Genomic DNA, 23499 nt, shown 5'->3' on the forward strand with positions numbered 1-23499 from the left:
TCGGCTATCGCTGTTAGCTGCGCTCCTCTAGCTGCGTTTGGGGCGGCGAACCGCTCTCACACGCCCGCTGTCGCCGCCGCCGCAGAACAGCTGGTCGCGGCCGTCGGATTCCAGCCCCGAGACCATCGTCCCTTCCGGCATATCGAGCTGCTCCAGCACCTTGCCGGTGTCAGGATCGATCCGCCTGAGGTCGCTGTCATCGCCTTCCCAGGTGCCGTGCCAGAGCTCGCCGTCGACCCAGGTCACGCCTGTGACAAAGCGCTTGCTTTCGATGGTGCGGAGGATCTTTCCCGTTTCAGGATCGACCTGATGGATCTTGCGCTCGCGATACTGACCGACCCAGAGCGATCCCTCGGCCCAGGCCAATCCGGAATCGCCGCCACCGCCCGGTGCGGGAATCGTGCTCACGACCGCACCGCTCGCCGCGTCGATCTTCTGGATGCGATCCTCCGCGATCTGGAACAGGTGCCTTCCGTCGAACGCCGTCCCCGCATGTGCGGCGACGTCGATGGAGCGCGAGATCTTGCCGCTCGCCGGATCGAGGCCATTCAACTTGTCGCCCGACGCGAACCAGACTTGGCTGCCATCATAGGTGACGCCGTGGACGGCCTTGACGTCCGGGAAAGGCCCGTACTCTCGGATGATCTCGGCGGCGGAACGCTTCATCGGCTCGATCCCTGTGATGCGGCTTTATTGTTTACGCATGATCTTGTCGGAAAACCGCTGCACACTTTTCCGGATCATGCTTTAGCCTACGTCTTTATCAGCGGCGAGGGGAGTAACAAGCCTGTCGGGAAACCCGGGACCGGCGGCGTCATCCAGCGGCGCGCCCTGCCGTGGCCGAACGACTGCACCTTGTTCGATCGTGCAAGCTCCTCGAGCGCACGCTGCACCGTGCGTGCGCTCATGCCAAGCGCGAGCGCGAGCGCCGAGCTCGACCAGGGCTCGCCATCGGCAAGGATGGCAAGGACGGCGGCGTGCTTCTCCTCGACGGGGCGCGCCAGCACGATGACGTCACGCGTTTTTCGCGGCGCCAGCTCAAAGCCCTGCTTGGTTGCGCTGATCTCGGCCAGCGGCTTGAGCTGGGTGCGGAGCCGCCCGATCTCGACGCGCAAGCGCGCGCGGTGAGACTCGTCGGCGTGCCTGGCCTGGAACGCGCCCGAGATCAGCGCCTCGCGCGAGACATCTTCGGGCCATGCCTGTGCCAGCAGACGAGCGAGTGCGAACAGCACGGGCCGCGTTCCAAGCGGCACGGCAACGTTTTGCCTGCGCACCACATGATGAAAGGTGTCGACGACGAGCGCCGTCGAGGTCGCAAGGCGCTCGACCTCGCCGAGCAGGAGCGGGTGCTCGCTGCCGCGCGCGATCAGGCGCGCGGCCGGCGTGTTCAGGATGAGGCTTGCGCTGTCGACCTCGGCCACCAGCGCCGGGATGTCGGCCTGTCGCGCGGCGCGGGCCGCCAGGTCAAGCGCCGAGCGCGCCTCCTTTGATTTGAGCCGCCTGATGGCGATGCCGGCAACCACGAGCTCGCGCACGACCAGGGACGCAGGCGGCAGCGGGCAGGCGCCGATCTCGGCCAGCGTCCGCTCGGCCTCGTCCACGCGTCCGAGCAGGAGCAGACGGCGCGCCTCGATATGGCCTGCATGGGCGGCATTGGCGAGATCGCCGTGGCTTGCCAGCGTCGCCCGCGCCGCTGCGAGAGTCTTCGCCGGCCAGTTCAGGTCGCGCGAGACCAACGCGATCTCGGCTTCGGCCACTACGCATCTCGCCCGCGCGACCGCCTCTCTCGGCCCGAAGGCGCGGGCGGCGCTCCGCAGCAGCGCCTTGGCCTTGGCGAGATCGCCGAGCTGCGCCATCGCGATGCCGCGCAGCGCCAGCGAGGGCGCATCGTTGCGCAGTGCGACGCGGTTCAGCGCGCCGAGCGGATCGCCGGCCTCGAGGGCGCGTGCGGCGGCCGTGATCAGCGACTCCATGAAAATCCCGCCACACTTGTTACTCCCACCGTCCGCTCCTCCGGTGCGAGAACTCCCCCACGGCCGACGATGTGCGGTGAGCGAGAGATTTGGAGAGCCATGATGACATCAGCAAGCAAAGCAGGGACTAACGAACAGACCGTCATGCAGACACCGCCGGTGGTGTCGCCGCAGGAATGGGAGGCCGCCCGACAGCAACTGCTGGTGAAGGAGAAGGCACATACCCGCGCCCGCGACGCACTCGCCGCCGAACGCCGGCGCATGCCGTGGATGGAAGTGACCAAAACCTACGCATTCGAGGCGCCCTCGGGCAAGGCCAGTCTGCTCGATCTGTTCCAGGGCCGGAAGCAGCTCATCCTCTACCGGGCGTTCTTCGAGCCGGGCGTGTTCGGCTGGCCCGACCATGCCTGCCGTGGCTGCTCCATGGTGGCCGACCAGGTCGCCCATGTGTCGCACCTGAACGCCCGCGACACTACGCTGGTGTTCGCCTCGCGCGCCCCGCAGGCGGATATCGCGCGGCTGAAAGCGCGGATGGGCTGGAACATTCCGTGGGTTACCATCACCGACAGTTTCGATGCCGATTTTGGCGTCGATGAATGGCACGGCACCAACGTGTTCTACCGCGACGGGAAGCGGATCTTCCGCACCTATCTGATCAAGAGCCGCGGCGACGAGCAGATGGGCGGAACCTGGAACTATCTCGACATCACCCCGCTCGGCCGCCAGGAGCCCTGGGAGGATTCGCCGCCCGGCTATCCGAAGAGCCCGACCTACAAATGGTGGAACTGGAACGACAGCTATGAGGCTGGCAGCGAGCCCGACAAGAAGTGGGTCGAGATCACGGACGCCGGCGAAATCGCGCTTCGTGCGCCAGGCGCGCAATGAGCGACGTCCATCCCGCCAGCACCAGGCGTGACGGCAGCGAGGCCGCATCTCAGCTTGCCCGATGGCTGGGTCTTGCGGCCACGCCCACCTTCGCGGTCATGGCCCTGCTGACGGCCGCCTTCAGTGGCGGCCCGGCGGATATGCTCTGCTCCGCCGGGCACGGACTGTCACTGGGCGGGATGGTGCCGATGTATCTCCTGATGAGCGCGTTTCATTCAGCGGCGTGGCTGCGGCTGTTCTCGCCGCGGCGGTAGACGGGGATCATTGCAAGGAAAAACGGCCCCGGCATTGCCGGGGCCGCTTTGCTATTTGTTGCTTCCGTCGAGGAATAGCTCCATCAGCACTTCATCGAAATACTGGCCGTTCTGTTTGAAGGCCTTCACCTCGCGGCCGTATTCGACAAAGCCGGTCGTCTTGTAGAGGCGCAGCGCCGCTTCATTCTTGCTCATAACACTCAGCTGGAGCTTTTCGACATGCTTTGCCGCATGGGCAATCACCGTGTCGACGAGATGCCGGCCCACGCCGGCTCGCCCTGCCTGTTGTCGCACATACATGCCCCACAGATGGGCCTTGTGCATGGTCTGCGGACCATCCTGCCGGTGGAAGCCGGCGATGCCGACGAGCTCGCCGTCGATGAAGGCGCCGAAGATGTCGGACGCGGTGAGGCGCTCCTCGAACCAGGCGAGCGGTTTTTCCTGCTCGCGCGCGAAGGTGCTGGCGAAAGCTTCGGGATGCGCTTCGAGCGCTTCAAGCCTGATCGCCCGGTAAAGAGCCGCATCTGCGGGTGTGAGCAGTCGGATCATGTTGATGAAGATATCTCACGACAGACCATGTGCCCAAACGAAAACGGCCCCGACAGCGCCGGGGCCGTTCGTATCTCGATCCCCGCCTCGCGTTACCTCAGCTCAGCGCGGCGCTCGGTCATCGGAAGCACGATCACCTTGGTGCCGACGTTGACGCGGGAGTAGAGGTCGGAGACGTCGTCATTGGTCAGGCGGATGCAGCCGGACGAGACGTGCTTGCCGATCGTATCGGGGGCGTTGGTGCCGTGGATGCGGTAGACGGTGCCGCCCAGATACATGGCGCGGGCGCCGAGAGGGTTGCCGGGGCCGCCGGCCATGTGGCGCGGCAGATAGGGCTGGCGCTGGATCATTTCCGGCGGCGGCGTCCAGTCCGGCCACTCCGCCTTCTTGGTCACTGACTGCGTGCCGGACCAGGTGAAGCCGTCACGACCGACGCCGATGCCGTAGCGGATCGCCTGACCGTTACCGAGCACGTAATAGAGATAGGTGTTGGGCGTATCGATGATGATGGTACCCGGCGCTTCGCGCGTCGCATACGAAACGGTCTGGCGGCGGAAGCGGGCCGGCGTCTCGACTGCGTCCTGATCCTCGGACGGCGCGGTCTGGTAGGTCGGCGCAGAATAGGGCTGGAAGGGCTGAAGCGGCTGCGGCGCAGTCATCACCGGCAGCGGCTGGAAGAACGGAAACAGCTGTACGGGCGCGGCTTCGGCCGGGCCGGCACATGCGATTGCAGCAACGGCCACTGCACTGACGGCAACGGCGCGCGAATACGTCTTCAACGTGTCCAGATTGAACATTGGTCGCCCCTGTTTGCGTGGTGTTTCTTGGTCACCCCGGCACCATTGCGTGCTCCGTTGCTTAAGTTCCTAACGGAAACAAGTTTCGGGACGTTTGCGCGGAAAACCGAAAACGGTTTCATCGCGGCAAGGATTGTTTCATGACAGTTTCGTGGCCGCGGAGGTTCGTTAACGAACAAAACAGCGCGCCGACACTTATGTGACGTCACACGCCTGAAATATCCATCGTTGATGGTCGATGCCTGAGAATCATCAAACTCTCGGGATTTCCCCATGCGGGTATTAATCGCGACTGACGCTTGGCATCCGCAGGTCAACGGCGTGGTCCGGACGCTGACCTCGCTGGCGGCCGCCGCCAGGGCGCTCGATGTCGAGATCGACTTCCTGACCCCTGACGGCTTCAGGTCCTGGCCGCTGCCGACCTATCCGGGCATTCGCATCGCGCTGCCGAGCGGGAAAGAGATCGCGCGGCGGATCGAGAGGTGCGCGCCTGAAGCCCTGCATATCGCGACCGAGGGCCCGATCGGCTGGGCGGCGCGGGCCTATTGCCGCCGCAACCGCCTCGCCTTCACGACATCCTATACCACCCGCTTTCCGGAATACGTCTCGGTACGAACTGGCATTCCCGATGCCGTCGGCTATGCCCTGCTGCGCCACTTCCACGATGCCGCCGCCATGACCATGGTGGCGACGCCGTCGCTGCGGCAGGAGCTTTCGGCACGCGGCTTCAAGCGGCTCGGCTTCTGGGGGCGCGGTGTCAACACCGAGCTGTTCCATCCCGACTCTCCCGCGACGCTCGATCTGCCGCGACCGATCTTCATGACCATGGGCCGCGTCGCGGTCGAGAAGAATCTCGAAGCCTTCCTCTCGCTCGAACTGCCGGGCACCAAGGTCGTCGTCGGCGATGGTCCGCAGAAGGCCGCGCTGGAAAAGAAATATCCTGATGTGGTCTTCCTCGGCGAGAAGAAGGGCGCGGATCTCACTGCGCATCTCGCCGCTGCTGACGTCTTCGTGTTCCCGAGCCTCACCGATACGTTCGGCGTGGTGCAGCTCGAGGCGCTCGCCTGCGGTACGCCGGTTGCGGCGTTTCCGGTGACGGGACCGAAGGACGTCATCGCCGATCATCCGATCGGCGCGATCGACAGCGATCTGCGCGCCGCGTGCCTGCGCGCGCTCACGATGTCGCGCGAGACTTGCCGCAACTTCGCGCTGGAGCGCTCCTGGGAGAACAGCGCGCGTCAGTTCGTCGGCAATCTCACCTCACTCCAGCCCAGCCGTGCCTTGCGCGCCTCGCCTCGCATGGCGCGGCGGCCAGTGCGCGGTTGATTCATACTTTGACCCACAGCGAGAACCTCATCGATGGCTAAGATCATGAACCTTGACGGCACCCAGCAGCTCGACCTCACCCGTGGCTCGGTCGAGCAGGCCTATGACCGCTGGGCGCCCGTTTACGATCTCGTGTTCGGCGGTGTGTTTGCCAAGGGCCGTCAGGCCGCGATCGCAGCCACTAACAAGATCGGTGGTCGCGTGCTCGAGGTCGGTGTCGGCACCGGCATCTCGCTGCCGTTGTACGCTCCTCATCTGCGCATCTTCGGCACCGACATTTCGGACGCGATGCTCGACAAGGCCCGCCGGCGCGTCAGCGAGGGCAACCTCAAGAACGTCGAGGGCCTCGCGGTGATGGACGCCGAGAAGCTCGAATTCCCCGACAATTCCTTCGACGTCGTGATGGCGCAGTATGTCGTCACCGCGGTGCCGAACCCGGAGAAGGCGCTCGACGAATTCGCTCGCGTGCTGCGTCCGGGTGGCGAGCTGATCATCCTCACCCGCGTCAGCGCCGACACCGGCATGCGCCGTTTCATCGAGCAGAAGCTGCAGCCGGTGGTGCGTCCGCTCGGTTTCCGCACGGCCGAGTTCGCCTGGTCGCGTTATGCCAAATGGCTCGCCGGCGCCAAGGGTATCGAGCTCGCCGAGCGCCGCCTGATTCCGCCGCTCGGTCATTTCTCGCTGGTGCGCTTCCGCAAGGTCGACATCGCCAAGGCAGCCTGAGCAAGGCTGCAAGAGCGGCGGCTCTGTCCGCCGCTCACGCGTTCGCGTGCGTCACCGCGTCGCTGCACATCGTCACATGACAAAATGATGATGTCACACGGCGTACATCGAATCTCTGTAAATCCTGAACCCGAAAGCATTTTGGGGGAGAGCATGATCAAGAACTACCTCGAGCAGTTGCGGATCCAGCGCTGGGACGACCATCGCTATTATCACCACAGCCGCATCAATCAGAGCCTGCACTTCGTCAGCGCGCTGAGCTTCCTCTTTGCTTATCTCTGGCTCTTCGTCGATCCCATGATCTCGGCGCTGGTCGGCTGGCTGGTCTCGATGACCTCGCGCCAGGCCGGTCACTTTTTCTTCGAGCCGCACACCTACGACCACGTCAACCAGGCGACGCACGAATACAAGGAAGAGATCAAGGTCGGCTATAACCTTCAGCGCAAGGTGGTGTTGATGGCGATCTGGGCGCTGTCGCCGCTGGTGCTGGTCGTCGATCCGACGCTGTTCGGCCTGTTCACGCCCTGGGCGAATGCGACCGACTTCGTGCGGCAGGTTGCCAAGATCTGGCTGGCGGTCGGCGGTGGCGGTCTCTTGTTCCGCACCGTGCACCTGTTCTTCATCCGCGACGTCGAGACCGGCCTCGTCTGGATGACCAAGATCCTGACCGACCCGTTCCACGACCTGATGCTGTATCGCAGCGCTCCGCTGGCCCTGATGCGCGGCGAGCTGATGGACCCCGGCCTGCACCTCAATCCCGAGCACACGCTGGGCCTCATCTCCGAGCCCGTGCTCGAAGAGCAGCACGCCTGAGCGCGCTGGTCTCACCCAATACTCCGATGTCTGATGGTTACGTCATGCCCGGCCTCGTGCCGGGCATCCTTCTTTCGCCTCTCCCCGCGTGCGGGGAGAGGCCGGAGCGCATCGTAGATGCGATCCGGGTGAGGGGGAGTCTCCGCGGGGGGGCTGCCAGATGGTCGTGCGCCAACGCTCACCGCGCGCGCGGAGAGTCCCCCTCACCCCAACCCTCTCCCCGCAAGCGGGGAGAGGGGGAGCAGAGAGCTCGCCCCGGAATTACGGTGGCTATGAGTGGAGAATCAGCCTCAGCGCCCAAAGCGCTTGGCCAGCATCTCTTTCAAAATCTGCCGCTTGATGGTCTTGTTGGTGAGTGCACCATCGTGCCACCAGAAGCCATCCGCCTTCATCTTCTCGGCGGCGCGGACGAAGCGGTCGGAGACTTCGCTGAAGTCGGCGTCGGTGTAGTTCAGACTGAAGATCAGCCGGCCGGTGCCGACCCAGCTCAGCGCCAGGCCTTCGGCGCGAAGGTAGTATTGCAGCATCCAGTTGTAGCGCGACGGGGTTGTGTATTTCACCGTCCAGATCGACGAGAAGTTGGCGAACTCCACCGGCAGCTTGGCATCACGCATCATCTTGTTGAGCCTCGCGGCGCGGCCGTTCCAAGTCGTATCCAGGCCGTCATAGATGGCGCGGAAGTTCGGGCTGGCGAGCCGGCTCAGGAACTCGTCCATCGCCGTCATGACGTAGGGATGCGAGTTGAAGGTGCCGCGGGCAAAGCAGACGTCGGCCGGGCGATCATCGCGGAAGCGGCGCATCAGGTCGCGTCTGCCGCAGACCACGCCGACCGGCAGGCCGCCGGCGAGGCTCTTGCCGTAGGTCACCATGTCGGCCTTGACGCCGAAATATTCCTGGGCGCCGCCGGCAGCGAGACGGAAGCCGACGAAGACCTCGTCGAAGATCAGCACGATGCCGCGTTCGGTGCAGATCTCGCGCAGCTTCTTCAACCATTCGGTGTAGGCGCCACGATCGAAATGACCGCCGCGAGAGGAGTCGACCAGCGAGGAATCGCCGGGCGCGTTGGCATTCGGATGCAGGCCCTGGAGCGGATTGACCAGCACACAGGCGATGTCCTTGCGCGTGCGCAACACGTGCAGCGTCTTCTCCGACATTTCGGAGAGGGTGTAGGTCTCGTGCGCAGGGATCGGGTTGCCGACACCGGGCTGCACGTCGCCCCACCAGCCGTGATAGGCGCCGGCGAAACGAACCAGATGCGTGCGCTTGGTGTGGTAGCGCGCAAGGCGCACCGCCTGCATCACGGCTTCTGTGCCGGACATGTGGAACGAGACTTCGTCGAGGCCCGATATCTGGCAGAGCCGCTGCACGTTCTCGAGGATGACGGGGTGGTAGGGGCCGAGCACCGGACCGAGCGCATGGGCGCGCTTCTCGGAGCCCTCGATGCATTCCTTGTAGAAGTCGTTACCGAAGATGTTGACGCCGTAGGACCCGGTGAGGTCGTAGGAGGTGTTGCCGTCGACATCGGTGACGGTGACGCCGCTCGAGGATTCCATGAAGGTCGAGGTGCCCAGATGCTCGCGAACGAGACGCGAGAACTGGAACGGCACGCGGTAGCTTTCGGTGAAGTTGAGGTCCGAGATCGTCTCGGCCGCCTCCTTCGTCATGGCGCGGCCCTTGGGGTAGCGATCGGCATAGAGGCGCGCGAGGCGGAAGAAGGCGTCCTTGCGCTGCATCACCACATTCGCGGGCGCGCCGTCACAGCCGAAGTACTTATCGCCTTCGAACTCGTAGAACGGCAGCAGCTTTGCCACGCGGCGCGACATCTTGGAGTGCCCGGCGAGCGAGCGGTGCTTGGCGCGGGACAATTCGACCCGCGCCTTGATCTTCGGGAGGACGGCGGCAGCGGACGCTGCGGCGGCCACGGACATCGAGAGAATCGGGAGTGTCGTTTCCATGACAACAAGCGCTAATACTGTGAGCTGACAGATTCATGACAGTCAAAGCCTTCATCGCCTCTTTCACCCAGCAGGAAGACCTCAACTTCCTGTTGACCAACCGCATTCCCCGCGCGGCGCTGACCCGCTTCATGGGCTGGTTCTCCAAGATCAGGAATCCGCTGGTGCGGGATTTTTCCATCGCGCTGTGGAAGCTGTTCTCCGACCTCGACCTGTCGGAAGCACGCAAGACCCATTTCACCAGCCTGCACGATTGCTTTACGCGCGAGCTGAAGCCGGGTCTGCGTCCGTTCGATCCGGATCCCTCGGTGGTCGCCAGCCCTTCCGACGGCATCATCGGCGCTCATGGCCGGATCGCGGACACCGAGCTGTTCCAGGTCAAGGGCGCGCCCTATTCTTTGCTCGACCTGCTCGGCGATCCCGCGCTGGTCGAGCAACACCGCAACGGAAGCTTCGTGACGCTGCGGCTGACCTCGAGCATGTATCATCGCTTCCATGCGCCCTATGATGCGCATATCGAGCGCGTCACGCTGATCCATGGCGATGTCTGGAACGTCAATCCGATCGCCTTGAAGCGGGTCGAGCGGTTGTTCTGCAAGAACGAGCGCGCGGTGATCCGCACGCATTTGTCGACCGGTGAGGCGGTGACGCTGGTGCCGGTGGCGGCGATCCTGGTCGCCAGCATCCGGCTGCATTTCCTCGACATGGTGCTGAACGCGCAGACCAGGGGGCCGGTCAATTTCTCCTGCGACGCCAACGTCGCCAAGGGTGAGGAGCTCGGCTGGTTCGAGCACGGCTCGACCATTATCATTCTCGCGCCCGGTGACTTTTCGTTCTGCGACGGCATCGGCGAGGGGACGCGTATCCGCGCGGGTCAGGCCCTGCTTCGTCGGACATAGTCTTCATTCCGCCGCGTCGGCGGCCTATATCGTTCACGGGGACGAATAGACGATACGACGGGATTGGTGATGGCGCGGGCGCCGGTGATGGCGGCGGGTGGAATTGTGCTGCGGCGTGGTGCGCCGCCGCTGATTGCCATCGTGCGCCAGCGCAAACGCAATGAATGGGTCCTGCCCAAGGGCAAGCTCGACGACGGCGAGACGCCGAAACAGGCCGCGCATCGCGAGGTGCTGGAGGAGACCGGCCACGAGGTCGCCATCCAGGAGTTTTTGGGCACGCTCGTGTACCAGTCTGGCGGCCGTTCCAAGGTCGTGCATTTCTGGCGAATGGAGGCCGAGGGCGACCAGGTCCGGAGGTTGATGAACGACATCAAGGCGGTCGATTGGTTGCCGCTGGACGACGCGCTCGCGCGCCTGTCGCGGGAATATGAGCGCGCCTTCCTCACCCAGGTCGGCCCGATCGCGATCGCCGCGGCGGGACTCGCATCGTCTCCCGCGCCCGGGCCGACGCCAACGCTGGCCGCCGTCGAGATCGATGCCGCCTTGCAGACGCTGACACCGGCCGAGGCCGCTTCTGTTGACGAGCTGCGGCACGGACTGTTGCAAAAGGTGCGAGCCTGGCTGCGCGGCGAGGCGTGAGGTAGTCGCTTTGCCGACCCTACGAGAACTTCGCTCGCGACGAAGAGCTGACCAACCTACCGCTTCTTCTTTTCCTTGGGAGCCTGAACCGGCACGGGTCTGCGCGGTGCAGCCGGTCGTTGCGCGCCGGGCAGGCGCTGCTGGAAGCCGGGCTGGCGTGGCGCGGCGCCTTGTTGCGGCTGGACAGTCGGCGGCGCACCGGGCTGCAATCCGGTGTGCGGCGTTTGCGGTGTAGTGCCGTTCGGCTGCGCAGGCATGACTGGTCCAGGCCGCTGCGGAGATTGTCCGCTGCGCTGTGGCTGCGTCGCGCCGCCGGGCTGCGTGCCTTGTCCGGTGCGCGGCTGGGCGGCTGGCTGACCCGTACCCGGCTGGCCCGGTTGCTGCGGACCCTGGCCCGCGCGCGGCGCACCCGGCTGTGTCGCTCCGCCTTGTCCTTGTCCTGGTCCTTGGCGCTGCGGCTGCTGCGTTCCCTGACGGTTGGGAGCTCCCGGCTGCGGCTGCTGACCCGGACGGTTGTTCTGGCCGGGTTGACCAGGCTGGCCATTCGGCCGCTGCGGCTGCTGCTGGGTCGGCGCCGGATTGGGGCGCAATTGCTGTTGCTGCGGCGGCTGCGCCGGCCGCGGAATGCGGCTCACTGCTGCCGGATTGGCGCGGCGGAAGTCACGCTGTTCGGTGACGATCTGCCGTCCCGTGGTCTGCGCTGCATGCACCTGGCTGACGAAGCCGCGGTCGCGCGCGATCTGCTGCGGGGGAATCGTGATCGGGACTGCGGCAAAGCGCATGCCGCCTGGGCCGGCCGCACCCGGCCGAATCGCAAAGCCGCTCGAGGCTTGCGTCAGCGCGCCGAGCCGCGTGCCGCTGGCGCGGTCGTTGACGTCGATATGGCCGACCCGGCCGTCAGCGTCGGGATAGAGCTTGATGTTGACGTTGTTCGCAGCGTTGGCGGTCGCATTCTCGGGCACGTCGACGACGCCGGTGGTGCCGCGGATGCCGAGCGTTGCGGTCGGGGTCGCGATCTTCATGTCGCCGGTCTTCGCCACGGCTGCGGCGACGAAGGCGACGGTGCCCTTGCCGATGTCGAAGATGGCCGAGTTCTGCTTGCCGCCGTCCTCATAGACGTAGTTATCAATGGTGATCTTCGCGCTGGCCGAGAGATTGAACGTGGTGGCGTCGTTGAAGGTGATGCCGAGCGAGGAGTTCGAGGACGTCTGCACGACGTCGTTGAGATAGATGTCGTCGCGCACCTTCAGCGGATAGGAGTTCTTGTCGCGGATCACGGTCGCGATTCCGGTCACGGTGGCGACGTTGCCGATCGGCTCGACCGTGGTGAACTGTGCATCCGCAGCGGGCGCGGGCGAAGCTGCTGGCGTCGGCGAAGGAGCGGGCGAGGATTGTGCTTGCGGCTGCGCCTGCGCGAGCTCGATTGGGTCGGATGCGCGCGCGTTGTCTGCGCCGGCCAGCGGCAGCGCCAGCAGCGGCAATGCGAACACGAAGCGGCGCCAAGCCACCATCAAAGCCACGAATGAGGTCCCGGTGAGAACGCGAGGCGAGATCGAGCGATATCAGCCGGAGATTGCTGAACGGCGGATGAACATCTATCGCATGGGAGGGGCGAACGTTCAAACGCCAATGTTCAAACGCCACGCCCCTGAAACAGGGACGTGGCGCCATCATAAGAACAAGAAGGCTTGTCAGCCGCGGTGTCAGCTCACGCGCTTCCAGGTCTGGCCGCCGCAGAACATGCCGCCGAAGGCGCAGCCCTGCACGCGCATCGCGTTCGGACCCTTCATGGCGATGGTCGAGTCGTAATTGCGGCCGGAGTCGGGATCGTGGATGCGGCCGCTCCACTTGGTGCCGTCGGGCTTCATGTTGATCAGGATGCGCTCATTGGTCTTCTCGGCATAGCCGCAGAGATTAGTGCCGCATTGTTCGACGCGAACATTGCCCTTGTTCTCTTCGGTCGCCCACACGCCGATCGGCGTGTTCGCGGCCTGCACCGGCGCGACGGGAGCCGGGGCCGGCGCAGGCACTGTCACCGGAGCCGGAGCCGGCGCAACGGCGACCGGCGCGGGGGCGGCTAGCGGAGCAGGAGCTGCAACAGGCGCGGGCTGCGTGGTCGTGTCGACGGACGGTGCGGCGGCGACGACCGGGGCAGGGGCGGCTGGCGCAGCAGCAGGTGCAGTCGCCTGCACCGGGGCCGGCGCGACGGGCTGTTGCTGCACCGGCGCCGGCGCGGGCTGCGCCGTCGTCGCGGGCGGCGTGCTGTCGTCATCGTCCTTGGAGCCAAGGCCCTTGAGGTTGATGTTGTTCAGCTTGATCGGCTTGTTCGACAGGCCGGGCGCGACGATGGTGACGCAATCGAGCGAGGCGCAATTGCGCGGCGTCTCGATGCGGATGTTCTGGCCTTCGATCCGGAACGAGATCGAATTGCCGGCATGCGCGACGGCAGTCGAGGCGAGGAAGAGTGCTGCGGCTGCGATGGTGAGCTTGTTCATGACAACCTCCGAAATGGCGTGGGTCCCGAGATGGATTGAAGTCGCCCCTGGGCCCGATGTGGTTCGACCCTATGCCAGACCGCTTCGGTCTTCTGTGACGAACCTCACAGCCGCTGCCTGCGTGAGCCAGCGCACATTCGGTTGCACTTGGACAACGTCGCGCCGACCTCTGTCCAATTTGTAATTCCCCCGCACCGAACCCGCATTCGCCTTGCACGCGACCGATGGCCGGCGACGCATGCAAAGGAGAATGCACATGAAACGTCTCGCCCTCATCGCCGCGCTATTGATCGGCAGCGCAATCTCGGCGCACGCCGACACCGATATCTGGACCAATGTGCTGAAGCAGAAGCGCGGCGACGACGCACTCAACACTGACAGCTCGTTCTGCGATGCGCAGCTCGGCGCACCACAGAACGGCACGCCGACATCGGCGCCGTACAAGCGCTGCATGCGCGCACGCGGATGGCGCTTGAGCCACACGGTGCGCGAGAAGGACGATCGCTATCCCGATCCTGATAATCCCGGCATGATGTGCCGCAACTTCAAGATTGGCGGCATCACCGGATCGGAATGCTCGAACTACTGATGCCGCCTTGGCCTCATCGCCTTGGCCACCATCGCTGCCGGCTGCGCGCACCGCGCGGCCGGTATGGTTAAGGAATGTTGAAATCAACACGTTGAAGAGTCTTTAAGTAAATTCACCGAACGTGCGCGCATGACGCGCGGAGTTCGTTTGTATCTCGTCGGCTCCATCGTCCTCGTTTCTCTCGCGGGTTGCGGACGCGGCTTTTTCCAGGCCGAACGTGAACCGTGGCGAGCCGAGGCCGAAGCGGCGTGCCTGAAATCGGGCGCCGTGAAAGAGAGCGCTGACATCGTCCGGATCGATCCGATCTCCGGCCCCGGCATGTGCGGAGCCGAGTTCCCGCTGAAGGTCGCCGCCATCGGTGAACCCTCCAGCAGCTACGGTTTCGCCGATGAAGAGCTGCGTCCGCCCGGCAATGTCGGCAACCAGCCGCGCTGGCCAGTGACCCAGCCGCAACAGAATTATCCCGCCTCCAGCTATCCGCAGCACTCGAACTATCCTGAAAGCGCTGTGCGCCAGCCTGCCGGCTATGGCGCGTCTTCAGGACCGGTGTCGCTCAGCGCCCCCGGCGTCGCGCCGCAGGAAGACGAGATCGACCTGCCGCCCGAGGGCACTGACGCCGCAGGTGCTGCGCGCTACATGAATGCGCCGAGCTATCCGGCACGGCCGCCCGGGCCTGCGCCTTACTCGCAGGCGCCGGCGCAACAATCGTTGCCGCGTCTTGGTCCCGCGCAGGGCAATCCGGTTACTTCCGTCGGTCCGGTCGCGGTGAAGCCGACCGCAACGCTCGCCTGTCCGATCGTCTCGGAGCTCGACCGCTGGTTTGCCGACACCGTGCAGCCGTCGGCGATGCGCTGGTTCGGCGCCCGTGTGGTCGAGATCAAGCAGATCTCTGCCTATTCCTGCCGCGGCATGAACGGCAACCCGCACGCCCACATCTCGGAGCACGCTTTCGGCAACGCGCTCGATGTCGCCGCCTTCGTGCTCGCCGACGGCCGCCGCATCACCGTGAAGGATGGCTGGCACGGCATGCCGGAAGAGCAGGGGTTCCTACGCGACGTCCAGTCGGGCGCGTGCGCGCATTTCACCACGGTGCTGGCGCCGGGTTCCAACGTCTATCACTACGATCACATCCACGTCGATTTGATGCGCCGTGCCAGCCGTCGCCTGATCTGCCAGCCGGCCGCGGTGTCCGGCGAAGAGGTCGCCGCGCGCGCGGGCGGCCGCAGTCCTTACGCGAACAATCGCGATCCCTACGTGACCGGCTCGCTCGGTGGGCGCAAGAGCGGCAAGCACGAGAAGATCAACGAGGAAGATGAGTTCGCGGACGAGTAGCCCGGCGCGATCCGAATCCTCCGCTCTCCGCGTCTGGCGCCTGCACGGACGACCTTGACCAGCCGCCCGCACGCTGAGGACAGTCTGTTCAGCCTGCGCTGCGTCTTCGGCAAAGTGCATCTCGGGCGCAAAAATTTGCGCGGTCGAAATTTCCGCCCAAATCATTGAACCGCAATCATTAATCACGCCCTGACCGGTATTTCGGGCGGTTGGCACAGTCGCTGCAATGAAGGTGCTGCAACGAAGCGGCGCGGCCGGCGCCGTGAGCCAGCGGAACCCGTCATGCAGATGCCCGTCACCCCGCCCTATTCCGATCTCGAGCAGCGCGTGCTGTCGCGTATCACGGAGCAGCGCTGGCTCGAGTTGGCATCGGAGCTGATCCGCACCGGCCAGCCGCGCTCCGGCAATCCGCTCGATCCCGACCTGCCGCCGGCGGAGGAAGAGGCGATCTCGATGCTGGTCGCGGGCAAGCTCGAAGCCCTCGGCATGGAGGTCACCAAGCATTGCGCCCAGCCGCACCGGCCGAACGTGCTCGGTGTGTTGAAGGGACGCGAAGGCGCGCCGTCGTTGATCCTCAACGATCACCTCGACACCTATCCGGTGGTCGAGCCGGAGAAATGGCACATGACGGATTTCGATCCGTTCAAGGCCACGCGTCATGGCGACCTGCTCTATGCCCGCGGCACGTCCGACACCCGCGGCAATCTCGCCGCATCGCTGCTGGCGGTGCAGGCGCTGATCGAAGAGGGCGTGAGGTTCGATGGCACCCTGTTGTGCTGCTACACCGTCGACGAGGAGCGCAACGGCACCGAGGGTTCCATCTACATGCTCAACGAGGTCGGCTTGACCGCCGACTACGAGATCACTGCGGAGCCGACCGCCTGGGGTGACGTGTCCGGCGATTGGGGCATGAACCTCTCGGTCGCCAATTCCGGTCATTGCCTGGTCGAGGTCGCGGTCCAGGGGGTCAAGTCGCACATCTGGCGACCCGACATCAGCGTCAATGCCATCATGGAGGCGGCCAAGCTGCTGCCGAGGCTGAAGGAGATGGCCTTCACGCATATCCCCAGCAAGTTCATGGGCCATACGCCGCCGTGTTGCTCGGTGGTGCGCATCCGCGGCGGCTTGCCCGGCGAGATGCAGTTCTCTCCGGATGCCTGCACCATCACGCTTGCGGTGGTCGGCATCGTGCCGGGCATGACGCTGGACAGCGTCATCTCCGACATCGAGCGCGTCGGCCGGGAAACATTTGCGGGCGCCAACGACGTCAAGGTCGCGGTGCGCCAAGTGCCCGGCTCGCTGTTCGTCAACGCAACCGAGCCGGTGCCTGTGGAGGAGGAGCCTTGCCGCTCCTTGCGTGCCGTGTACCGGCGCCTGATGGGCCGCGAGCCCGGGGTCAACCGCAAGAATGCCTTCAACGACACCATTCGCTTCCGCGAGGCCGGCATCAACGCGGTGACCTTCGGTCCCGGCGAGGACGGCTGGGCTGTCGACAACGAGAACATCTCGATCACCAAGTCGGTGATGGCAACGCGGATCTATGCGCTGACCATCATGCAGATCCTGGGAGTTCGCACATGAGCGTCGAGGCTAGCCCCATGGCCATTCCGATCTCGGCTGATCGCACGCGGCGAGGCAGCCTGAGGCTCCCGAAGGTCTCGCGGTCCGTTCTGCTGTCGACGCTCACCATCGCCGTGCTGCTGGCGACATGGGCCGTCGTCACGGAGATGGGCTGGGCCAACGAGCTCTTCCTGCCGAAGCCGCAGGCGGTGTGGGCTGCCTTCATCAAGACCATGACCAAGGGCTATCAGGGCGCAACGCTGCTTCAGCATCTCGGCGCCAGCCTTTACCGCATTCTCGTCGCTTTCGCCCTGGCCTGCCTGATCGGCATTCCGCTCGGCGTCCTCATGGGCGTCTCGCGCAATGCGCGCGCGCTGCTCAATCCGCTGATCGAGTTCTACCGACCGCTGCCGCCGCTCGGGCTCTATACGCTGCTGGTGATGTGGCTCGGGATCGGCGAGAGCTCAAAACTGTCGCTGCTGTTCCTCGCCGGCCTGCCAGGCATCGTCATCTCGACGATCCAGGCCGTCACCAGCGTCGATCCCGTCTATGTGCGTGCCGCACAGTCGCTCGGCGCGACTCGGCGCGACCTGCTGTTTCACGTCTACTTGCCCGCAGCCGGCCCGTTGATCCTCGCCGGCATGCGGATCTCGCTTGGCTTCACCTACACCGTTCTCGTCGCCGCCGAGATCGTTGCCGCATCCGCCGGCATCGGCTGGATGATCTGGGACGCCGCGAAGTTCCTGCTGTCCGACGTCGTGATCATGGGCCTGATCGTGCTCGGCCTTACCGGCATCGTGCTCGACCTCATGATGCGCGGCGTCGCGAAACTATTGATGCCATGGGCCTGATTCCAATCCGAGGGGAGACCAGTATGATGAAGAGACTTGTTGCCGCGCTTGCTGTCGCCACGTTTGCACTCACGTCCACCGCACGCGCCGAGGACAAGCCGGCCAAGATCACGGTTGGCTATCTGAACCTGGTGAACGCGCAGCTCGTGACGAAACACCTCGGCCTGCTCGCCAAGGAGATGCCGGGGGTCGACATCAAATACGTCAAGGTCGGCGGCGGCGGCGACATGCTGCGCGCGATCGCCGGCAACGACGTTGATTTCGGCGGCCTCGGCAATCCGCCGACGGCGATCGGGGTAACGCGTGCCTTGCCGATCAAGGGCATCCTCGTCATCAACATGCTCGACTATGTCGAGTCGATGGTAGTCCGCGCCGACAAGAACATCACCTCGTTCAAGGACCTCAAGGGCAAGACGGTCGCCGCGCCGTTCGGCTCGACCACGCATTATCTGCTGCTCCAGGCGTTGAAGGACGAGGGCGTCGATCCCGCCTCCATGAAGATCCTGGATCTCGCGCCGTCGGATATCGCAGCGGCCTGGCTTCGCGGTGACATCGATGCCGCCTGGTTCTGGGAACCGAACCTCGACAAGGCCGTGAAGAACGGCGGCAAGATCCTCGTCACCTCGGGAGAAATGGCCAAGCGCGGTTACCCGACCTGGGACATCGGGGTTGTCATGAATGCGTTCGCGGACAAATATCCTTCCTACGTCGAGAAGTTCGTCAAGGCCGAGTGCGAGGGGATCGATTTCTGGCTGAAGAACCCGGACAAGACGGCCGAGATCATCGCGGAGGAGCTGTCGCTGCCGCTCGAGGATGCAACGCGCATGATGAAAGGCACCGGCATGGTCCCCTGCGACAAGCAGCTTACCGGGGAGTATCTCGGCACGTCCGCGAAGAAGGGCAAGTTCGTCGATACGCTGGTGTCGACCGCCGACTTTCTGGTCAAGCAGGAACGACTGCCGAAACTTCTACCGCGCACCGACTTCGAAGCCTTCATCCAGCCGGCCTATATCGAGAAAGTCATCGGCCACTAAGGCGAGTGCCGGCGCGCTTGTCCCGCCGGCACAGTCCCGTTCCTGCAGGTACATCAGCGACAATGGATATCTCCCCCCGCCGTCTCCGCGCCGCCTATCGCAGCGGCGCGCTCAAGCCGTCCGATGTCGTCGCGCATGTGCTGTCGCGCCTTACGGACGCCGACCAGAGCGGCGTCTGGATATCGAAAGCCAAACCCGAGAATGTCATGGCCGCCGCGCGTGCGCTCGATGCGCGCGCCAATGAAATCGACAAGCTGCCGCTTTACGGGCTGATCGTCTCGGTGAAGGACTGTATCGATGTCGCCGGCGAGCAGACCACCTCGGCCTGCCCGGAATTCGCCTATGTCGCGAAAGATACGAGCCCGGTTGTCGCTGACGCCATCGCCGCCGGAGCCATCTATATCGGCAAGACGAACATGGATCAGTTTGCCACCGGCCTCGTCGGTGTGCGCTCGCCCTATGGCATCGCGCGCAACCCGTACAATGCGGACTACATTCCCGGTGGTTCCAGCTCGGGCGCCGCAGTGTCGGTCGCAACCGGCACGTCGTCCTTTGCCTTCGGCACCGATACCGGCGGATCGGGCAGAGTGCCGGCGTCCTATTGCGGTGTCACCGGCTTCAAACCGGCACCGGGTGCTTTCAGCCAGCGCGGCATGGTCTATGCCTGCCGAAGCTTCGATACCATCTCGCTGTACACGCGGGAGCCGGGCGACGGCTATGACGTCTATCGCGTGCTGGCGCGACGCGACCCCGCGGATTGCTTTTCGCCGGTCGATTTTGCCGGCTGGACGGAGCAGATCTCTCCGACTCGGCCCTTCCGGATCGCGACACCTCGACCGGACCAGCTCAGGTTCTTCGGCAACGAGGAGACGGAGAGGCTGTTCGGCAGCGGGCTTCGCAAGTTGCGGCGGCTTGACATGTCGGTCGCTTCCACCGACTTTTCGCCGTTCACCTCGATCAACGATCTGATGTTCTTTGGGCCGTTCCTCGCCGAGCGTGATGTTTCGGTTGGCGCGTTCCTCGAGGCCAATCCGGACGCGGGCGTCAGGATCGTGCGCGATCTTGTCATCGGCAGCCGGAAGTTCAACGCGGCCGACACTTATCGCGCGCTCTACGAGGTCAAGGAGGTCCAGCGCGTGCTCCGCGACTTCTGGCAATCTCACGACGCGTTGGTCGTGCCGACGGTCGGAACCGTGCTCAGGATTGACGACGTCGCGCGCGATCCGCTGACGGCAAATTTCAACAATGGCTACTACACGAACTACGCCAATCCGCTGGGGCTCACCGCAATCGCGGTGCCGAATGCGATGACCGGGGCAGGCGTGCCCTATGGCGTCACCTTTCTGGCGCCGGCGGGGCGGGAGCGCCTGCTCACCGACCTCGCCTGTGCATTCATGGAAGCGGAAGCCCAGGCTTGAACACTTTCCCTCGCGTTGCAATCTGACCGGAGACCTCCTAGCCTTCGAGCCGGCACTCGAAGGGAGACCGATGGTGGGGCGCAGTCATGCGCAGGAGGTGGCCGATCCGGGTGAGGCTTCAAGTGAGCCTTGCGCCGAGGTGCAAAAGGCCGGGACCGGACGTTATGTGCTGAAGGCGCTCGACAAGGCCGATCTCGACCTGGTGATGCGGACCGGCAGGCTCGCGGCCTACCAGAACCGCGAATATCTGCTGCGGGAAGGGGAGCCTGCGAACGGCATCCACATCATCCTGAACGGGATCGTGGAAAGTACCCATGCCGGTACGCAGGGGCGCGAGCTGATGCTGGCGACCTGGGAGGCCGGCGACTTCGTCGGTGCGCCCTACATTCTCGGTGATCACCGCCATAGCTGGTCGGCCCGCGCGCTTGGCCGGGTCGAGGCCCTGCATCTCGACCAGGACGCGATCCGAACGTTGATCGCGCAATCTCCGTCGTTTGCGGTGGCACTGATCGAGTGCCTCGGCTTCAAGGGCGAGACTTATTCGATGCTGGCGCAGACGCTGGCGGGGCAGAAGGCGGCGGAGCGGCTGGTATTGCTGCTGGTGAAGCTCTGCGAAAACGCTGCTCAGGACGAGAGTGGCCCAATTTCGCTCGGTCGGATCACGCAGGCCAACTTGGCGCGCATGATTGGTGCGACACGACAGTCGATCAGCCTGATCCTCAGCCGCCTGCAGGACGACGGCATCATCTCGACCGGTCCGACCAAAATGGTCGTCAATGATCTCGCGGCGTTGAGGAAGCAGGTGACCGAGTAGCGAGCGCGCAGCAGAAAGTCATTTCGAAGCCAGCTTCGTTGGCGGCGCCAGCCCCATGCAGCGCTGCACCTCGGCCGGCACGTTGTAAGTCCGCATGATATGGCGGCTGTCGCGCAGCCCGGTGGCCTCGCGCTGGACCACGAACATCCAGAGCGCCTGACCGGCCTCCATTACCAGCTTGCGCCTCGCCGGCTGCATCGCGGCCGGCGTCTCCGAGGACGACTCCGAGGACTCATGGGCGGCGTCGAATTCGCGCAAGTGCGCCAGCGCCTGTTCGAGTGTGCGGCCCATCCGTCCAAGCGCTGAGGCCTGTTCCTGGACGATCTCATAATGGAGGATATCGACCGGCGGGCGAAGATCACGGGACATGGCGCTCACTATAATGCGGCGCCAACTGCGGGCGCAACGCGTCGCCGGCTTCCGCTCACTTCGCCTTGTACGCAGCCAGGAACATCCGCGTCGCGCTGTCGATCACTTCCGCCATGCGCTCTTCCGAGGGCGGCGGCGCGGCCTGGAAGACGAAGGGCAGGAAGAGCGAGGCCTTGCACAGTTCCATGAACTGCGAGGCCGCAAGGTCGCAATCGTCGATGGCGAGATCGCCGGAGGCGACATGGGCCTTCAGATATTCGGACAGCCGGTTGATGGTCTTGTCCAGCACGCGCAGATAATAGCGGCGGCCGACGTCGGGCATGCGCTCGGCAATCGCCATCACCGTGCGGATCGCCGATCCGCCGCCAGGCCGGCAGAGCAGGTGCAGATAGGCCTGGCCGAAATCCTTCAGCGTGGTCTCGGCGTCGCGCGCAGGGTCGAAATTGAACACGACCTGGCCGTGAAACAGCGCTTCCTCCTCGAGGATGGCCTCGAACAGCGCGCTCTTGTCGGCGAAGTAGACATAGAGCGTCCCCTTGGAGACGCCGGCCGCGCGCGCGATCTCGCCCATGCTGGCGCCGTCAAAACCCAGATCCATGAACACCTTACGGGCGCCGGCCAGGATCTGGCGGCGCTTCGAGCTGTCCTCCTCTTGGAGGATTTGCAGATGTTCGCGGCCGGCTACAACCATTGGTTCAGCGTCTCGGAAGGTTTTCGGATCAGGGGTCGAAGCATGAAACCCAAATAAAGGATTCGGGCCAATAGGGTTCGCCCGGGAATATTATCTATATTGACCGAACCGTTCGGTCAATGATATTTGGGATGGACGAACGGGATTGCGGCCGCGCGACGGCTGCCCCGGTTCGCGTTTTTATTGGGGAGGCCTTTATGGCCACATCGAGAGACCAGGCTGCGCGCGTCCTTCGCCAGGAAGCGGTGGAGACGAATGCGACGAACGGCGAAGCTGCGCCCGGGGCATCGGTAGCCCTCGCCGAGCAGCTGCGGTCTCATGTGGTGGAAGAAAGCAAGCGCCGCACCAGCGAGGCGCCGGAGAAGCCTGTGGCCGATCAGCCGGCTCCGACCGCACCCACCACTGCCGCGCCGAAACCCGGCAAGCGCAAATTCGTCATGATGGGTGTGGGCCTCGTGCTGGCGCTCGCGGCAGCAGGCTACGCCGGCTACTACACGCTGGTCGGCCGCTTCTATGTCTCGACCGACGACGCCTATGTCCGCGCCAACAACACCATGCTGGGCGCGCGCGTGGCCGGTCATATCTCCTCGATCCTCGCCAAGGACAACACGCTGGTGCATGCCGGCGACATCGTCATGCGTATCGATGACGGCGACTACAAGATCGCGGTCGATGCAGCCGCAACCCGGATCGCGACCCAGCAGGCCACCATCGACCGCATCGGCCGCCAGATCGCGGCGCTGGACAGCCAGGTCGCGCAGGCCAAGGCGCAACTCGTCTCCGCCGAGGCGGGGCTCAAGCGCGCCGATCTCGACTATGAGCGCCAGCAGGCGCTGAGCAGCAAGGGCTTTGCCTCGCGCGCCACCTTCGAAACTTCGGAAGCCGGCCGCGACCAGGGCGCCGCCGCGGTCAAGGCCGCGCAGGCTGCCTATGACGTTGCGGTGAGCAATGTCGATGTCGCCAAGGCCCAGCAGGCCGAAGCCCAGGCGCAGCTCGCCGAGCTCAAGACTACGCTCGCCAAGGCCGAGCGCGACCTCGCCTTCGCATCGGTGCGGGCGCCGGTCGACGGCATCTTCTCCAACCGTCTCGTCAACGCCGGCGACTTCATTGCCGTCGGCCAGCGCCTCGGCAATGTCGTGCCGCTCGACGAGGTCTATATCGACGCCAATTTCAAGGAGACCCAGCTCAAGCGCATCCGTCCCGGCCAGCCGGTGACGATCAAGGTCGACGCCTACGGCATGCGCAAGTTCTCCGGCGTTGTCGACAGCATCGCAGCGGGCGCTGGCTCGGTGTTCACGCTGCTGCCGCCTGACAACGCCACCGGCAACTTCACCAAGATCGTGCAGCGCGTCCCGGTCCGCATCCGTGTGCCGAAGTCGGTCGCCAGGCAGAACCTGCTCCGCGCCGGCATGTCGGTCTACGCCACCGTCGACACCAACAAGGGCGCGCCCGACGCCGACAGCGAGACCGATCTCGACGATCCGACCATGATCCATCCGCAATAGGCGCGCGATCGGCGCTGCGAGGGTCAGA

24 protein-coding genes are annotated in these 23499 nt (G+C 64.8%); 15 read left to right on the forward strand and 9 right to left on the reverse strand.

Features of this window, described 5'->3' with window-relative positions; all coding sequences use genetic code 11:
• Positions 1–27: 27 nt before the first annotated feature.
• Positions 28–666: a Vgb family protein gene (locus tag L6639_RS33525; RefSeq protein ID WP_237865884.1), complete on the reverse strand. Its 639-nt coding sequence runs from the start codon at positions 664–666 to the stop codon at positions 28–30.
• 86 nt (positions 667–752) lie between these two features.
• Positions 753–1973 (reverse strand): helix-turn-helix domain-containing protein, encoded by a 1221-nt coding sequence (locus tag L6639_RS33530; protein ID WP_237865885.1) that lies wholly within the window; start codon positions 1971–1973, stop codon positions 753–755.
• Between the two features lie 99 nt (positions 1974–2072).
• On the opposite strand from L6639_RS33530, the gene L6639_RS33535 reads away from it, so the two are divergent.
• Both L6639_RS33535 and L6639_RS33540 read left to right on the forward strand, forming a co-directional pair.
• Complete coding sequence (locus tag L6639_RS33535; RefSeq protein WP_237865886.1) at positions 2073–2858, forward strand: DUF899 domain-containing protein; 786 nt, start codon at positions 2073–2075, stop codon at positions 2856–2858.
• Positions 2855–3112 (forward strand): hypothetical protein, encoded by a 258-nt coding sequence (locus tag L6639_RS33540; protein WP_237865887.1) that lies wholly within the window; start codon positions 2855–2857, stop codon positions 3110–3112. Before L6639_RS33535 ends, L6639_RS33540 begins: the two co-directional genes overlap by 4 nt.
• A 51-nt stretch (positions 3113–3163) precedes the next feature.
• Here L6639_RS33540 and L6639_RS33545 read toward each other — a convergent pair whose 3' ends face one another.
• Positions 3164–3661 (reverse strand): GNAT family N-acetyltransferase, encoded by a 498-nt coding sequence (locus L6639_RS33545; protein ID WP_237865888.1) that lies wholly within the window; start codon positions 3659–3661, stop codon positions 3164–3166.
• A 92-nt stretch (positions 3662–3753) separates the two neighbouring features.
• On the reverse strand, positions 3754–4458 hold the full coding sequence (locus L6639_RS33550; RefSeq protein WP_237865889.1) for a L,D-transpeptidase: 705 nt from the start codon (positions 4456–4458) through the stop codon (positions 3754–3756).
• Between the two features lie 273 nt (positions 4459–4731).
• On the opposite strand from L6639_RS33550, the gene L6639_RS33555 reads away from it, so the two are divergent.
• The 3 genes from L6639_RS33555 (at position 4732) to L6639_RS33565 (ending at position 7320) form a co-directional block, all read left to right on the forward strand.
• A complete protein-coding gene (locus L6639_RS33555; protein ID WP_237865890.1) occupies positions 4732–5784 on the forward strand; it encodes a glycosyltransferase family 4 protein in 1053 nt (350 codons plus the stop codon).
• Positions 5785–5817: 33 nt separating this feature from the next.
• Positions 5818–6507: a class I SAM-dependent methyltransferase gene (locus tag L6639_RS33560; protein ID WP_237865891.1), complete on the forward strand. Its 690-nt coding sequence runs from the start codon at positions 5818–5820 to the stop codon at positions 6505–6507.
• A 153-nt stretch (positions 6508–6660) separates the two neighbouring features.
• Positions 6661–7320: a hypothetical protein gene (locus L6639_RS33565; protein WP_237865892.1), complete on the forward strand. Its 660-nt coding sequence runs from the start codon at positions 6661–6663 to the stop codon at positions 7318–7320.
• Between the two features lie 290 nt (positions 7321–7610).
• On the opposite strand, the gene L6639_RS33570 is transcribed toward L6639_RS33565, so the two are convergent.
• Positions 7611–9275, reverse strand: a complete 1665-nt coding sequence (locus L6639_RS33570; protein ID WP_237865893.1) for an aminotransferase class III-fold pyridoxal phosphate-dependent enzyme — start codon at positions 9273–9275, stop codon at positions 7611–7613.
• Between the two features lie 35 nt (positions 9276–9310).
• On the opposite strand from L6639_RS33570, the gene asd reads away from it, so the two are divergent.
• Both asd and L6639_RS33580 read left to right on the forward strand, forming a co-directional pair.
• The gene (asd, locus tag L6639_RS33575) at positions 9311–10174 is read left to right on the forward strand and encodes an archaetidylserine decarboxylase (RefSeq protein WP_237865894.1); all 864 of its coding nucleotides are present in this window, start codon (positions 9311–9313) and stop codon (positions 10172–10174) included.
• Positions 10175–10243: 69 nt separating this feature from the next.
• Entirely contained in the window at positions 10244–10813 is a 570-nt protein-coding gene (locus tag L6639_RS33580; RefSeq protein WP_237865895.1) for an NUDIX hydrolase, read from the forward strand.
• A 56-nt stretch (positions 10814–10869) separates the two neighbouring features.
• Here the strand turns inward: L6639_RS33580 and L6639_RS33585 are convergent, their stop codons facing one another.
• On the reverse strand, positions 10870–12324 hold the full coding sequence (locus L6639_RS33585; RefSeq protein ID WP_237865940.1) for a FecR domain-containing protein: 1455 nt from the start codon (positions 12322–12324) through the stop codon (positions 10870–10872).
• Between the two features lie 192 nt (positions 12325–12516).
• A complete protein-coding gene (locus L6639_RS33590; RefSeq protein WP_237865896.1) occupies positions 12517–13308 on the reverse strand; it encodes a DUF2147 domain-containing protein in 792 nt (263 codons plus the stop codon).
• A 256-nt stretch (positions 13309–13564) separates the two neighbouring features.
• On the opposite strand from L6639_RS33590, the gene L6639_RS33595 reads away from it, so the two are divergent.
• The 7 genes from L6639_RS33595 to L6639_RS33625 all read left to right on the forward strand — a co-directional run bounded on the left by L6639_RS33595 (position 13565) and on the right by L6639_RS33625 (position 20906).
• Positions 13565–13897, forward strand: coding sequence for a hypothetical protein (locus L6639_RS33595; RefSeq protein ID WP_237865897.1), 333 nt, complete (start codon positions 13565–13567; stop codon positions 13895–13897).
• 129 nt (positions 13898–14026) lie between these two features.
• The gene (locus tag L6639_RS33600) at positions 14027–15229 is read left to right on the forward strand and encodes an extensin-like domain-containing protein (protein ID WP_237865898.1); all 1203 of its coding nucleotides are present in this window, start codon (positions 14027–14029) and stop codon (positions 15227–15229) included.
• A gap of 282 nt (positions 15230–15511) precedes the next feature.
• Entirely contained in the window at positions 15512–16810 is a 1299-nt protein-coding gene (locus L6639_RS33605; protein ID WP_237865899.1) for a M20 family metallopeptidase, read from the forward strand.
• Positions 16807–17640 (forward strand): ABC transporter permease, encoded by an 834-nt coding sequence (locus L6639_RS33610; RefSeq protein ID WP_237865900.1) that lies wholly within the window; start codon positions 16807–16809, stop codon positions 17638–17640. The genes L6639_RS33605 and L6639_RS33610 overlap by 4 nt, the downstream gene beginning before the upstream one ends.
• 23 nt (positions 17641–17663) lie before the next feature.
• A complete protein-coding gene (locus tag L6639_RS33615; protein ID WP_237865901.1) occupies positions 17664–18674 on the forward strand; it encodes a taurine ABC transporter substrate-binding protein in 1011 nt (336 codons plus the stop codon).
• 62 nt (positions 18675–18736) lie between these two features.
• Positions 18737–20092, forward strand: coding sequence for an amidase family protein (locus L6639_RS33620; RefSeq protein WP_237865902.1), 1356 nt, complete (start codon positions 18737–18739; stop codon positions 20090–20092).
• Between the two features lie 70 nt (positions 20093–20162).
• Positions 20163–20906: a Crp/Fnr family transcriptional regulator gene (locus L6639_RS33625; protein WP_237865903.1), complete on the forward strand. Its 744-nt coding sequence runs from the start codon at positions 20163–20165 to the stop codon at positions 20904–20906.
• Between the two features lie 18 nt (positions 20907–20924).
• Here the strand turns inward: L6639_RS33625 and L6639_RS33630 are convergent, their stop codons facing one another.
• Complete coding sequence (locus L6639_RS33630) at positions 20925–21275, reverse strand: DUF6665 family protein (RefSeq protein ID WP_237865904.1); 351 nt, start codon at positions 21273–21275, stop codon at positions 20925–20927.
• Positions 21276–21330: 55 nt separating this feature from the next.
• Positions 21331–21966: a TetR/AcrR family transcriptional regulator gene (locus tag L6639_RS33635; RefSeq protein WP_237865905.1), complete on the reverse strand. Its 636-nt coding sequence runs from the start codon at positions 21964–21966 to the stop codon at positions 21331–21333.
• A gap of 197 nt (positions 21967–22163) precedes the next feature.
• On the opposite strand from L6639_RS33635, the gene L6639_RS33640 reads away from it, so the two are divergent.
• A complete protein-coding gene (locus L6639_RS33640) occupies positions 22164–23471 on the forward strand; it encodes an HlyD family secretion protein (RefSeq protein WP_237865906.1) in 1308 nt (435 codons plus the stop codon).
• Positions 23472–23499: the final 28 nt, after the last annotated feature.

Origin of the sequence: Bradyrhizobium zhengyangense, assembly GCF_022012555.1 — a bacterium.
Taxonomy (GTDB): domain Bacteria; phylum Pseudomonadota; class Alphaproteobacteria; order Rhizobiales; family Xanthobacteraceae; genus Bradyrhizobium; species Bradyrhizobium zhengyangense.

Coding starts and splice junctions, on each gene's coding strand:
- L6639_RS33625 (WP_237865903.1), top strand. CDS start 20,163: ATGGTGGGGCGCAGTCATGCGCAGGAGGTGGCCGATCCGGGTGAGGCT.
- L6639_RS33560 (WP_237865891.1), top strand. CDS start 5,818: ATGGCTAAGATCATGAACCTTGACGGCACCCAGCAGCTCGACCTCACC.
- L6639_RS33525 (WP_237865884.1), bottom strand. CDS start 666: ATGAAGCGTTCCGCCGCCGAGATCATCCGAGAGTACGGGCCTTTCCCG.
- L6639_RS33585 (WP_237865940.1), bottom strand. CDS start 12,324: ATGGTGGCTTGGCGCCGCTTCGTGTTCGCATTGCCGCTGCTGGCGCTG.
- L6639_RS33640 (WP_237865906.1), top strand. CDS start 22,164: ATGGCCACATCGAGAGACCAGGCTGCGCGCGTCCTTCGCCAGGAAGCG.
- L6639_RS33635 (WP_237865905.1), bottom strand. CDS start 21,966: ATGGTTGTAGCCGGCCGCGAACATCTGCAAATCCTCCAAGAGGAGGAC.
- L6639_RS33530 (WP_237865885.1), bottom strand. CDS start 1,973: ATGGAGTCGCTGATCACGGCCGCCGCACGCGCCCTCGAGGCCGGCGAT.
- L6639_RS33605 (WP_237865899.1), top strand. CDS start 15,512: ATGCAGATGCCCGTCACCCCGCCCTATTCCGATCTCGAGCAGCGCGTG.
- L6639_RS33600 (WP_237865898.1), top strand. CDS start 14,027: ATGACGCGCGGAGTTCGTTTGTATCTCGTCGGCTCCATCGTCCTCGTT.
- L6639_RS33540 (WP_237865887.1), top strand. CDS start 2,855: ATGAGCGACGTCCATCCCGCCAGCACCAGGCGTGACGGCAGCGAGGCC.
- L6639_RS33565 (WP_237865892.1), top strand. CDS start 6,661: ATGATCAAGAACTACCTCGAGCAGTTGCGGATCCAGCGCTGGGACGAC.
- L6639_RS33580 (WP_237865895.1), top strand. CDS start 10,244: ATGGCGCGGGCGCCGGTGATGGCGGCGGGTGGAATTGTGCTGCGGCGT.
- L6639_RS33545 (WP_237865888.1), bottom strand. CDS start 3,661: ATGATCCGACTGCTCACACCCGCAGATGCGGCTCTTTACCGGGCGATC.
- L6639_RS33610 (WP_237865900.1), top strand. CDS start 16,807: ATGAGCGTCGAGGCTAGCCCCATGGCCATTCCGATCTCGGCTGATCGC.
- L6639_RS33535 (WP_237865886.1), top strand. CDS start 2,073: ATGATGACATCAGCAAGCAAAGCAGGGACTAACGAACAGACCGTCATG.
- L6639_RS33615 (WP_237865901.1), top strand. CDS start 17,664: ATGATGAAGAGACTTGTTGCCGCGCTTGCTGTCGCCACGTTTGCACTC.
- L6639_RS33620 (WP_237865902.1), top strand. CDS start 18,737: ATGGATATCTCCCCCCGCCGTCTCCGCGCCGCCTATCGCAGCGGCGCG.
- L6639_RS33630 (WP_237865904.1), bottom strand. CDS start 21,275: ATGTCCCGTGATCTTCGCCCGCCGGTCGATATCCTCCATTATGAGATC.
- L6639_RS33590 (WP_237865896.1), bottom strand. CDS start 13,308: ATGAACAAGCTCACCATCGCAGCCGCAGCACTCTTCCTCGCCTCGACT.
- L6639_RS33555 (WP_237865890.1), top strand. CDS start 4,732: ATGCGGGTATTAATCGCGACTGACGCTTGGCATCCGCAGGTCAACGGC.
- asd (WP_237865894.1), top strand. CDS start 9,311: ATGACAGTCAAAGCCTTCATCGCCTCTTTCACCCAGCAGGAAGACCTC.
- L6639_RS33570 (WP_237865893.1), bottom strand. CDS start 9,275: ATGGAAACGACACTCCCGATTCTCTCGATGTCCGTGGCCGCCGCAGCG.
- L6639_RS33595 (WP_237865897.1), top strand. CDS start 13,565: ATGAAACGTCTCGCCCTCATCGCCGCGCTATTGATCGGCAGCGCAATC.
- L6639_RS33550 (WP_237865889.1), bottom strand. CDS start 4,458: ATGTTCAATCTGGACACGTTGAAGACGTATTCGCGCGCCGTTGCCGTC.